Origin of the sequence: Spirosoma arboris, from assembly GCF_009754945.1 — a bacterium.
Taxonomy (GTDB): Bacteria; Bacteroidota; Bacteroidia; order Cytophagales; family Spirosomataceae; genus Spirosoma; species Spirosoma arboris.
This window is the reverse complement of record NZ_WPIN01000001.1, coordinates 598,043-610,257: the sequence shown is the minus strand read 5'-3', so window position 1 is coordinate 610,257 and position 12,215 is coordinate 598,043. Positions and strand designations below refer to the sequence as shown.

Genomic DNA, 12,215 nt, shown 5'->3' with positions numbered 1-12,215 from the left:
GCTTTTTATTTAAGCCTAATAGTTCGTTGCTCGATTCGCTTCTCGTAGTTATCACCCTGAAAAATCCGGTGGACGCAAATGCCCGGCGTATGAATCTGGTTTGGGTTGAGTTCACCCGCAGGTACCAGTTCTTCGACTTCAGCAATGGTGATGTTTCCTGCGGTTGCCATCATTGGGTTAAAATTGCGGGCGGTTCCTTTAAAAATCAGGTTGCCCGCGGTATCGCCTTTCCAGGCTTTCACCAGCGAGAAATCAGCTTTTAGCCAACTTTCCAGCAGGTACTGCTTTCCATCGAACACACGAACTTCTTTCCCTTCTGCCACTTCAGTACCTACGCCCGCCGGGGTAAAAAATGCAGGAATACCAGCTCCACCCGCCCGGATTCGTTCGGCCAGGGTACCTTGTGGTATTAGGTCAACAAGTAGTTCTCCCGACAGCAATTGTCGTTCAAACTCCTGATTTTCGCCTACGTAGGAGGAAATCATTTTACGAACCTGTCTCGTTTTCAAGAGCATGCCAATACCAAAATCATCGACACCCGCATTATTGGAAATGCAGGTCAGATTGTTCACGCCCGTTTTGAGTAAGGCCGCAATGCAATTTTCGGGAATGCCACACAGACCAAATCCTCCTACCATCAGCACAGCCCCATCGGGAATATCGGCGACAGCTGCATCGGCCCCAGCTACTACTTTGTTTATCATACACTTAAGTGTGTAAATCGACTTAAATTACCTTTATTGACGACACAATATAGCAAGGCAATCTTTTACAAGTTCCGTTCATTCCCCTTTTATAAAGTCCATTTGGTCAGTAGTTTAATTCTCTGTAGTTTTCCCTATGACTGCGCCTACAATTTCCAACCTTTTTCACCACCAAGCCTACAGATGAGGGAACGGGATTAGGACTCAGTTTAAGCTATGATATTGTGACTAAGGGACATGGGGTAACACTGACTGTAGAAAGCGTAGAGGGTGAATCCACTGAATTTGTCATCAATTTACCAGCGTAACTCTCTCTGAAAACCAGAAGCAGTTGCCATCAACTCCGAAAAATCAGCCAATTCGCTGGCGCGACTCCATTACGTCGTTCCTCTCAAAGTAGAATTGTGTTTATCCTGTTTTTTAGGTAAGGGTGCAAATTATCCTTTCCCAAAGCTGTTTTCTGCGCCCTGTGCGCTATATTTTGCGTCCGAATCGGCAACTCGAATTTTGCGTTTACGCTAACCAGACTCTATGCGCTTTACGATACTGATCCTTTTTATTCTCTCAATAGCCACTCGTGCAGTCGGGCAGGCACCCGTTCCCGACAGTTCGTTCGTGTTGGCTGCGAAAGATCAGGCGGTCCGTTCGTATGAGCGGACCATGTATAAGCAGGAGCATGTTTATGAAGGCAACGAGTACATTCCTCACGATCACCGGATAAAAATACACCCTTTTTTCCCCGTGGACAGTTTACAGCCGGGAACAATCGCCTACAATGGCGTGCAGTACCACGATGTACTGATGTTATATGACATTGTTCGTGATGAACTGGCCATTCAGCCGCCCGAAGGAGGTTATCGAGTTCGGTTAAACAATGACAAAATCAGCAACTTCTCGATCAAAAAACACCAGTTTGCCCGGCTTGTAGGCGACAGTGCATTGGGCTTACGTACAGGATTTTATGAGATTCTGTATAACGGAACGGTAAAGGTGTTGGCCCAGCGGGTAAAAACGGTACATGAAGATATTTCGAGCGGAACCTACAAAGCAGAGTATCTGGTGAAAGACCGCTTTTATATTCAGAAAGAAGGTGCTTACCACGAAGTAAAAACGAAAGGTTCTGTTCTTAGTCTGTTTCCAGATCAGGCAAAACCTTTGCGTAAGTACCTGCGTGCCAACAAGCTTAAATTCAACGAAGAACAACGCGAAGCGGCTATTACCCAGACAGCAAAACGTTATGAGGAATTAACGCATTAATTATGGTTCTACTCTACCGCACTACTTTCCTGATACTTATCCTGATTGGCATCAGGCCCTCCCTATTCGCGCAAACACCAGCCGACAAACCAATTCGGGGTACTTTCCAGAACATGCGTTTCGAGCAATTTGTCCAGGCCGTCGAAACGCAGACTCCCTACCGTTTCTTCTACAATACCGCAGATGTCGATAGCCTCGTCGTGGATATGAAGATTGAAAACCAGCCCTTGCGGACAGTGCTCCAGCAGCTTTTCAACGGAACGAAATACAGTTACGCCATTGATAAACAGAAGCGGGTTTATATCACGATTACCCGTCCCATTCGTACCGAACTGCCCATTGGATTCTTCCAACGGGGTGGTGGAATGACAGGATCTGACTCGACCTCCAACGCCTATCTGACCGAGAGCCAGAAAAAACTAGTCGAACCCGAAACGAAGGTGTATGAACTTGGAAAACGCACCAATCCCATCCGTCCGGGTCGCTCTACAGTTGCCGGTTTCGTTCGAAATGTAGCATCGGGTGAGCCCATTGTGGGAGCCGCTATTTACATTGATAATCCACGTATTGGCACTGTCTCCGACCAGTTTGGGTATTATTCGATCACACTTCCTCGCGGACGACATGAGCTTAAAATACGTAGCATCGGCCTTAAAGATACCCGTCGCCGGATTATCCTCTACTCCGATGACAAGTTCAATATTGAGATGGAAGATGACGTGATTGCCCTGAAGGAAGTCGTGATTGAGGCCGAGAAAGATAAAAACATATCGGGGCTTCAGATGGGGCAAGAACGGGTCGATATCAAAAGTATTAAACAAGTCCCCACCGCCTTAGGTGAAGCTGATCTACTCCGGGTTATTCAGACCCTTCCGGGCGTAAAAACCGTGGGCGAAAGCTCAACTGGCCTTAACGTACGCGGGGGCGCTACCGATCAGAACCTGATTTTGTACAACGACGCACCTATCTATAACTCATCGCACCTGTTCGGCTTTTTCTCCGCCTTCAATCCCGATATGATTAAAAGTGCCGAACTCTACAAAAGTGCCATTCCGTCACGGTTTGGGGGTCGCCTATCGTCGGTGCTGGATGTGCAGACGCGTGATGGCAACAAAAAGAAATTTGTCGGCTCTGGTGGGATTGGCTTATTAACAGGTCGGCTAACGGTCGAAGGCCCACTGATTAAAGAGAAAACATCGTTTATTGCTGGTATCCGTACCACGTATTCCGACTGGCTACTGAAGCAGGTACAAAATGCATCCTATCAGAAAAGTCAGGCGCAGTTTTACGACCTAAACCTGCACATTACGCACGAGATGAACGAACGGAATACGTTCTATCTAACGGGTTATATGAGTCAGGATAAATTCCGGCTCAACAGCGATACGTCATACCGCTATCAGAACCAGACCGCTACCCTGAAGTGGAAACACATCATCAACAATAAGTTATACAGCGTTTTTACGGGTAATTATAGCGGGTACAAATACAACGTGTCGAGCGACAAAAATCCGGTCAATGCCTATGATCTGGGCTTTTCCATCAACCAGACACAAGTAAAGGCTGATTTCAATTACTTTCCAACCAACCAGCACGCGGTTGATTTTGGCATTAGCTCAACCTACTACAAACTTTCGCCTGGTAACTTTCAACCCAAAGGAAGCGAATCCCTCATTCTGCCCGATGTGGTTCCTACTGAACAGGCGCTGGAAAGCGCGCTCTATATCGGTGACCGTTTCGACATAAATCCTCGCCTGTCGATTAGTGCCGGACTTCGGTATTCGTTCTACACCTATCTAGGGCCAGGTTCTGTGTATCAGTACGTACCGGGTCAGCCAAAAACGATCAATACCATTACAGATACACTAAGCTACGGCAACAATAAGTCAATCGTTAACTACGGTGGCCCTGAATACCGGCTGGCCATTCGGTATGGGTTGTCCAATACATCGTCGATAAAAGCCAGTTTCAACCGAACGAGACAATATATCCAGATGCTCTCGAACACCACGGTCATTTCACCAACCGATATCTGGAAATTGAGTGATCCGAACATTAAGCCGCAGATTGGTGATCAATACGCCATTGGTTTCTACAAAAATAACCGGAACAATACCATCGAAATGTCGGTGGAAGCGTATTACAAAACGATGCAGAACCGGCTGGATTATCGGAGTGGCGCTTCGCTGATTCTGAATCATCATATCGAAACCGACGTGGTCAATGCTGAAGGGCTGGCGTATGGAGCCGAATTCCTCATCAAAAAAATGACGGGCAAACTCAATGGCTGGCTGAGCTACACCTACTCACGAACGCTGTTACGAACGAACGATCAGCTTGGTAACGAGATCATTAATAAGGGAAGTTATTACCCAAGTAACTACGACAAACCGCACGACGTTACCATGATCGGCAACTACAAGCTTAACCGCCGGTTCAGTATATCGCTCAATTTCACCTATAGCACCGGGCGGCCCATTACATTGCCTATATCGAAATACGTAATCGACGGCTCGCTCCGGCTGTTGTATTCGGATCGGAATCAGTACCGAATTCCCGATTACTACCGTGCTGATTTAGCGATGAATATCGAAGGCAACCATAAGGTCAAGAAGCTGGCCCATAGTTCATGGACAATTGCAGTCTATAATCTGACAGGTCGTCATAACGCCTACTCGGTTTATTTCAAATCAGAGAATGGGCGTATTAACAGCTATCAATTGTCAATTTTCGGGAATCCGATTCCATCGGTCACGTATAATTTTAGATTTTAAGGGTATGACACAGAGCTGCACGGAGAAGACACAGAGATACACAGAGAATTCTTTAACCTCTTTTTCTCTGTGTATCTCTGTGTCTTCTCCGTGCAGCTCTGTGTCCCAATTTTTATGAAAAACTTTCCTATAAAATTCCTCGGCTGGTTAATGGTCTTGCTGGTTGGCGGTTGCGTTGACCCATATCGTCCGCCCGAAATTACGTCGCCTGCTAGCTATCTAGTAGTCAATGGCTTTTTTAATAGTGACCCAGGCACCACGACTACCATCCAGTTATCGCGCACCCAAAATCTGACCGATCCCAAGGCACCTACTGTCGAAACCAAGGCAGTGGTGACCATTGAAAGTGCTCATAAAGATGTCTATACGCTACAAGAGGGTACTGTCGGTTCGTATACGCTGACGGGTGTGACGCCCTCGGCCAATGAGACCTATCGACTCCATGTTAAAACGACGAAGGGGGCAGATTACTATTCGGACTATGTACCCGTTCTAACCACTCCGCCCATCGACAGTATCACCTATCATCCAGACAATGATGGGCTGCAAATCAATGTGAATACACACGACCCTAAAAACAATACGCGCTATTACCGGTGGGAATATGAGAGCACCTGGGAATATTTTTCTGATCAAAACTCGGCGTTTGAGCTAGTAAATAACAAGATTGTCAATCGCACGCAGAGCGTTTACCAGTGTTGGGGAAGTGAAAAGTCGTCAGATATTATCACTACGACAACAACGCGACTCAGCCAGGATGTTGTCAGCCAATTCCCGATAACCCATATTCCCAGCACATCTATTAAACTGGGGAGCAAATACAGCATTCTGATTCGACAGTTTGCTCTGACTCAGGACGGATATGACTACTATGACCAGTTGGCCAAAATAACGCAGAGTATCGGCTCAATTTTCGACCCGCAACCCTCTCAGATTACCGGCAACATCCACTCATCGGCCAATACGGGCGATATCGTGCTGGGTTTTTTCCGGGTCGGCACTGTCGAAAGCAAACGTATTTTCATTAGTAAAGCACAGCTACCTCCCTGGTATACCAACACAGGTTTAGGAACCTGCACAATCGATACGACAAAAGCTGGAGACGTGATTAAAGATCAACCGGGTGTCATCAATCTTTATATCCCAGGCTTATATCTAACTACAAGTCTACCCTGTATTGATTGCCGATTACGGGGAGGAGTATTGCAAAGACCTTCTTTCTGGCAGTAAAAGAGAGAACTGGATTCTATCGCATCCCAAATTAAGTAATGACAAAAAACGTATATATAAACGGAATTGTATGGGTGTTGTTCCTGCTAGTGGGTGGGTGCGTTGACCCGTATCGTCCGCCCGAAATTACCTCGCCTGCCAGTTATTTAGTGGTCAATGGATTCTTCAATAGTGCACCCGGAACTACCACCACCATCCAGTTATCGCGTACCCAAAATCTGGCCGACCCCAAAGTGCCTACGGCCGAAACCAAGGCTGTAGTTACTATCGAAAGTGCTCATAAAGATGTCTATACGTTAAAAGAAGGTGCCGTCGGTTCGTATACCCTGACCGGGGTAACTCCCTCAGCCAACGAAACGTATCGGCTCCATATCAAGACAACGACGGGAGCGGATTACTATTCAGATTACGTACCCGTTTTAACCACCCCACCCATCGATAGCGTTAGCTGGCACCCTGATAATGAAGGGTTACAGATCAACGTCAATACGCACGACTCCAAAAACAATACGCGCTATTATCGGTGGGAATACGATCAAACCTGGGAATATAATTCGGAGTATACGTCGGCATTTGAAATACTGAACAACAAGATTGTTGATCGCACAGTAAGTGTCTTTCGGTGCTGGGGTAGTGAAAACTCGTCCAATATCGTAACGGCAACCACATCGCGCCTTAGTCAGGACGTAGTCAGTCAGTTTCCGCTGGTTCATATTCCCAGTACGTCTATTAAACTTAGTGTCAGATACAGCATTTTGGTCCGCCAGTTTGCCCTAAGCCAGGACGGATACAACTATTATGAACAACTGGCCAAAATAACGCAGAGCATCGGGTCAATTTTCGATCCACAGCCTTCGCAAATCACGGGTAATATTCATTCGCAGACCGATGCCAACGATCTCGTACTGGGGTTCTTTCGGGTTGGAACCGTCGAAAGCAAGCGCATTTTCATTACCAAGTCGCAATTACCTCCCTGGTATCCAAATTCAGGGGTGGGGTCCTGCGATATCGATACGCTCGGTGGTGGGGATATATTACGAGATCGGCCAGGCATTATTGATCGTTACTCGCCGTTTCTGTACCTCACAACCCATGAAGACTGCCTCGATTGTCGGTTGCGGGGGGGCGTAATCAAAAAACCAGACTTTTGGGACTAAGACAATGATACGACTTATAACTGGCCATACAATGCACACAAAACAACAGTCCAGTCGTGTGACTCAACTGATTTTTCAGCCTCTAATCAGGTATTTCCTGGCTAGTCTGCTGCTGTTGCCCGGTCTATGCGTTTTCGGGCAGGCTACGGAATCGACGAATGCGCTGGTGCAGCCGTTTGATACCTACCGTCGGCAGGCGCTTCAGGAAAAACTATTTGTCCATACCGATCAGAGCTTTTATCTGATTGGCGAAAATCTGTGGTTTAAGCTTTATTACGTCGATGGCTCCTTCCATAAGCCACTCGATGTCAGCAAAGTGGCCTATTTGGAATTGCTCGATGCCGAGCAAAAGTCCGTTCTGCAAACCAAGGTATCGCTGACAACTAACGGCGGCAATGGTAGTCTGTTCCTACCAGCTTCTCTTCAGTCGGGCACGTATCGATTGCGTGCTTATACGAACTGGATGAAGAATTTTAGTGCCGACTTTTTCTTTGAAAAGAACCTGACTATTGTCAATCCATTTAAGCCCCTTGGCTTGCCATTGCTCAACGAAGTTGCGGAGTATGATATTCAGTTTTTTCCGGAAGGTGGCAACCTTGTACAGGGGCTTGCCAGTAAAGTAGCGTTTAAAGTAGCCGATGCATCGGGGCAGGGAAAGGCCGTTCGGGGATGGGTACTGAATGGGCAAAATGATACCCTTTCCCGCTTTACGTCCCACAAATTTGGGATAGGTTCGTTCATGGTTACGCCAACACAAGGCACAACTTTTCGGGTGCTGATCCGCGATGAAAAAGGCCGGACGTTTACTCGCCCTTTGCCTGCCATTCAGCCACAGGGATACACCATGCAGTTGACCGATGCGGGTGCAGATCAGCTAAAAATTACGGTTTCTACTAATGTCGATTCCCCGTCTACCGTCTATCTATTTGCCCATACCCGGCAGGCTATAAAAGCGGCCGAAATGCGGTCCATTCAGCGTGAAACAACCTTTCTGCTCGACAGGAAAGCACTGGGCGAAGGCATTTCACACCTAACGATTTTCAATGCGAATCGTCAGCCAGTTTGTGAACGATTGTACTTCAAGCGCCCAACCCAGCAGTTAACTCTTTCTCTGAAACCCGATCAGAATCAGTACGTCTCCCGTGCCAAGGTAAGCATCGACGCGTCGGTGCTGGCGCCGACTATGAAATCCAGTCAGGCTGCGCTATCGATGGCTGTGTACCGGATCGATTCCCTGGCTCCAGCCAGTTCAGGATCAATTCTGAGTTATTTATGGATGACTTCCGATTTGCAGGGCACGATCGAATCACCAGAGTACTATCTACAGTCCGAAACAGCCGAGATCGCGCAGGCGACCGACAATCTGATGCTGACGCATGGCTGGCGCCGGTTTCGCTGGAACGATGTGCTGTCAACATCATCACAACAAGCAGCTCAACAGCCGTTACTCCGGTTTATTCCTGAAGTCAACGGCCCTATTATACAGGGAACGGTAACTGACCCGGCATCAGGCAAGCCCATGCCAAACATACAGACGTACCTATCGACACCTGGAAAGCCCGTTCGCCTGTTTGTTTCCCACTCTGATTCGGCAGGCCGAATTAAATTTGAAATGCAGGATTTCTACGGACCCAAGACGGTCATTGTTCAAACAAATCCGGCGGATAGTCTTGCAAAACTGACCATAACTAGCCCCTTTGTCGATGCGCCCCCGGCTCCGAAGCTACCTGCTCTAACCATTACCGAATCGGAATCTGACCAATTGCTAAGCCGGAGTGTAGCCATGCAGGTGCAATCTACCTACTGGGGAGATCGAGCCCTTCAATATACCTACCCGACTGTTGACAGTGCCGCTTTTTACGGTCGCCCCAGCGAATCCTATCTGCTCGATGCCTACACGCGTTTCCCGCGCATGGAAGAGGTGCTGCGTGAGTATGTATTGGGGGTAATGCCTCGAAAACGCCAGGACCATTTCCGCCTGAACGTGCTAAACGGGCCCTACAGAACTATATTCGAAAACGCTCCCCTGGTAATGATGGATGGGGTGCCTGTGTTCGATATGGATAAAATCATTGAGTTCAGCCCATTGAAAATAAAGCAGTTAGATGTTATTACGAACTTCTATTACATGAGTCCGACCCTGTTCAATGGCATCATCAGTTTTATGACGTATAAAGGTGATCTGGCAGGTTTCCCTCTCGATACGCGTCTGGTGAAACTGGAATACGACGGGCTGCAACTGGAACGGCAGTTCTACTCACCCCGATACGACAGTGCCAAATTATTGGCTAGTCGCCTGCCCGACGCCCGCACACTCTTGTACTGGAATCCAAATCTGCAAACCAATGCCCAGGGCAAAGGCCATATTGAGTTTTACACATCAGATCAGCCCGGCACTTACCTTGTGGAAGTCAATGGCTTAACCAAAGACGGTGTTGCCGGAAGCCAGCAAGTACGGTTCGAAGTAAAAAATAGACCGGAGTAGAACCCTACCGTGCATGAAACACTCGTTTATCGCTGGTCTGTTGCTTGTTTTTCTGGCAGGCAACCTAGCCGATCTAAAGGCACAGCCTAAACTTTTAGTAACTAGCCAGACAGCCAAACCCTGGACGTATTGGTGGTGGATGGGGAGTGCTGTTAATGAAGCCGACATTACACATCAACTCGAACAGTTTGCACAGGCTGGCCTGGGAGGTGTTCATATCATTCCGATTTACGGGGTTAAAGGGTACGAAAACCAGTTTATTCCTTTTTTGAGCGATCGATGGCTAGCCGTTTTCGCCCATACCGTTCGCGAGGGAAAGCGGCTGGGTGTTGGGGTTGATCTGACAACCGGCACGGGCTGGCCATTTGGCGGCCCAGGGATAACTACGCCTACAGCCGCCAAGGTCTGGAAGGTGGAAAATGGAAAACTTATAACGGCTCTGACCAATCAGCAGGTGAAACGCCCCGCGCCGGGCGGTCAGGGATTGGTAGTCGATTATTTCAGTAAACAAGCCATTCAGTACTATCTGCAACGGTTCGATTCGACCCTGAATCGCTTACCCGAAAAACCACGCGCCGTTTATAACGACTCCTACGAAGTGTATGGAGCCAACTGGACCGATAATTTCCTGACCGAGTTTCGAACCCGACGGGGCTACGATCTCAACAGTCAGTTGGCGGCATTGCTGGATACATCCCAAACACCCGAAAGCATTCTCATTCATCAGGATTATCACCAGACACTCTCCGAGTTACTTCACGACGGCTTCGCGACAACCTGGGGCAATTGGGCCAGCAAAGCGGGTTATTTATCAAGAAATCAGGCACATGGCTCACCTGGAAACCTTCTCGATCTCTACGCTCAGGCCAGTATTCCAGAAACTGAATCTTTTGGTTCCAGTCGATTCCCGATTCCTGGTTTGCGTGTCGATGCCAATTATGAAGTTGATCGCTTTGGTACGCCCAATCCGTTGGCCATGAAATTTGCCTCGTCGGCAGCGCATCTATTGGGAAAACCGCTGATTAGTTCAGAAACCGGAACCTGGCTGGCAAACCATTTTCAGGTGTCGCTATCGCAGGTAAAACCGCAGGTCGATGAGCTGTTTTCGGCGGGTATCAACCATATTTTCTATCACGGCATCCCCTATTCTCCACAAGCCGAAGCTTGGCCCGGCTGGGTGTTTTATGCCTCAACAAACTACGGCCCCAGTTCTCATTTCTGGCCGCATCTGCCCCAACTGAATCAGTACATCGAACGATGCCAGTCGCGATTACAGACCAGCAAACCTGATAACGATGTGCTGGTTTACTTCCCTATCCACGATCTATGGGCAACGCGAGCTAAATCGGCGGGTGGCATTCATCAGCTAGAAGTCCATCATGTGGAGCAATGGCTACTCCCCCAACCTTTCGGGCAACTCTGTGAGCAGTTGACTCAGCATGGTTATTCGTTCGATTATGTTTCCGACGAATTGCTCAAGCGCCTGACAGTCACCAAACAGGGTGTTCGTAGTCCAGGCGGTGCAACGTATCAGGTTATACTCGTACCGCACAGCACGTATTTCCCCGAAACTACCCTCCGGCAACTGGAACGGCTGGCCCGGCTGGGTGCCCGCATTGTCTTTAACGGGCTACCACAACAGGCACCCGGTTTCCATAATCATAAGACCCGGTCAGCAGATGTTATCCAGCTTGGCAACGCTCTTAAGCAACTGAAAACTGTGACCGTGAGTACCGATGTATTCCATTCGTTGGCACAACTGGGTATTCGAGTGGAGCCGTGGGCAAGTGAAGGTCTATCGTTTATTCGCAAACAGCGGACGGGTCTTTCGAAGGGCACAACGCAGTATTTTATCACGAATTTAGGCAACCGATTTCATCAGAACTGGATTACACTCGCAGCAACAGGCCGTGTTAGCCGGTACAACCCACTCACGAATCAGACCGAAGTGTTGCCAGTTCGGACAGGCCAAAACGGTCGAAACGAGGTATTTTTACAGCTTGAGCCTGGTCAATCCTGTTTTCTGAATGCTAGTTCTGGAACACCTGTCTTTGCAGATGCAGCTACACAAAAACGGCTGGAAACCAGAGCAGAAGGTCAGCCTATCGAATTGAAAAATCCCTGGCAGATTCAGCTCCTAAACGGTCGCCCAGCCCTGACCGCCACAGCCACGTTACCAAGCCTGACATCCTGGACAAGTCTCTCCGATTCTGCCAGTTATTTTTCTGGTACGGCCCGCTACACCACAACCTTCGATTTACCGGCTGGCACCAACCCGTCGGCCTACAAGCTCGAGTTGGGCGACGTACGCGAAGTAGCTGATGTTCGGCTCAATGGTCAGCCAGTGGGCATAGCCTGGTGTATTCCCTTTCAATTACTTATTCCGGCCAGCTTACTAAAGCCAACTGGAAACAGGCTGGAAATCGACGTAACCAACTTATCAGCCAATTACATGCGACTCTATGATCGACAAAATCCCGGCTGGAAGAAATTTTACGATATCAACATCGTGGACATTCGTTATCGCCCGTTCGATGCGACGCGCTGGGAAGCCATGCCTTCCGGTTTGTTAGGGCCGATTAAGTTGACCAGGATGGAATAAGTGGTG

7 protein-coding genes and 1 pseudogene are annotated in these 12,215 nt (G+C 48.3%); 7 read left to right on the top strand and 1 reads right to left on the bottom strand.

The window, feature by feature from the left end; genetic code table 11:
• Positions 1–5: 5 nt before the first annotated feature.
• Entirely contained in the window at positions 6–704 is a 699-nt protein-coding gene (locus tag GO755_RS02465; RefSeq protein WP_157582976.1) for a CoA transferase subunit A, read from the bottom strand.
• Between the two features lie 152 nt (positions 705–856).
• Between GO755_RS02465 and GO755_RS42130 the strand changes: the two are divergent.
• The 7 genes and pseudogenes from GO755_RS42130 to GO755_RS02430 form a co-directional block, all read left to right on the top strand.
• Positions 857–1,012, top strand: a pseudogene (locus GO755_RS42130) (ATP-binding protein); the annotation flags it as partial.
• A gap of 223 nt (positions 1,013–1,235) precedes the next feature.
• On the top strand, positions 1,236–1,961 hold the full coding sequence (locus GO755_RS02455; protein ID WP_157582975.1) for a hypothetical protein: 726 nt from the start codon (positions 1,236–1,238) through the stop codon (positions 1,959–1,961).
• Positions 1,962–1,963: 2 nt separating this feature from the next.
• Positions 1,964–4,735, top strand: coding sequence for a TonB-dependent receptor (locus tag GO755_RS02450; protein ID WP_157582974.1), 2,772 nt, complete (start codon positions 1,964–1,966; stop codon positions 4,733–4,735).
• Between the two features lie 114 nt (positions 4,736–4,849).
• A complete protein-coding gene (locus GO755_RS02445; protein ID WP_157582973.1) occupies positions 4,850–5,965 on the top strand; it encodes a DUF4249 domain-containing protein in 1,116 nt (371 codons plus the stop codon).
• A gap of 38 nt (positions 5,966–6,003) precedes the next feature.
• A complete protein-coding gene (locus tag GO755_RS02440) occupies positions 6,004–7,122 on the top strand; it encodes a DUF4249 domain-containing protein (protein ID WP_157582972.1) in 1,119 nt (372 codons plus the stop codon).
• Positions 7,123–7,153: 31 nt separating this feature from the next.
• Positions 7,154–9,607, top strand: a complete 2,454-nt coding sequence (locus GO755_RS02435; protein ID WP_227686835.1) for a hypothetical protein — start codon at positions 7,154–7,156, stop codon at positions 9,605–9,607.
• Positions 9,608–9,620: 13 nt separating this feature from the next.
• The gene (locus GO755_RS02430; RefSeq protein WP_157582971.1) at positions 9,621–12,209 is read left to right on the top strand and encodes a glycosyl hydrolase; all 2,589 of its coding nucleotides are present in this window, start codon (positions 9,621–9,623) and stop codon (positions 12,207–12,209) included.
• Positions 12,210–12,215 lie beyond the last annotated feature (6 nt).

Bases quoted from the DNA above. Each gene is read 5' to 3' on its own strand.
- GO755_RS02465 (WP_157582976.1), bottom strand. From the start codon at position 704: ATGATAAACAAAGTAGTAGCTGGGGCCGATGCAGCTGTCGCCGATATT.
- GO755_RS02455 (WP_157582975.1), top strand. From the start codon at position 1,236: ATGCGCTTTACGATACTGATCCTTTTTATTCTCTCAATAGCCACTCGT.
- GO755_RS02450 (WP_157582974.1), top strand. From the start codon at position 1,964: ATGGTTCTACTCTACCGCACTACTTTCCTGATACTTATCCTGATTGGC.
- GO755_RS02445 (WP_157582973.1), top strand. From the start codon at position 4,850: ATGAAAAACTTTCCTATAAAATTCCTCGGCTGGTTAATGGTCTTGCTG.
- GO755_RS02440 (WP_157582972.1), top strand. From the start codon at position 6,004: ATGACAAAAAACGTATATATAAACGGAATTGTATGGGTGTTGTTCCTG.
- GO755_RS02435 (WP_227686835.1), top strand. From the start codon at position 7,154: ATGCACACAAAACAACAGTCCAGTCGTGTGACTCAACTGATTTTTCAG.
- GO755_RS02430 (WP_157582971.1), top strand. From the start codon at position 9,621: ATGAAACACTCGTTTATCGCTGGTCTGTTGCTTGTTTTTCTGGCAGGC.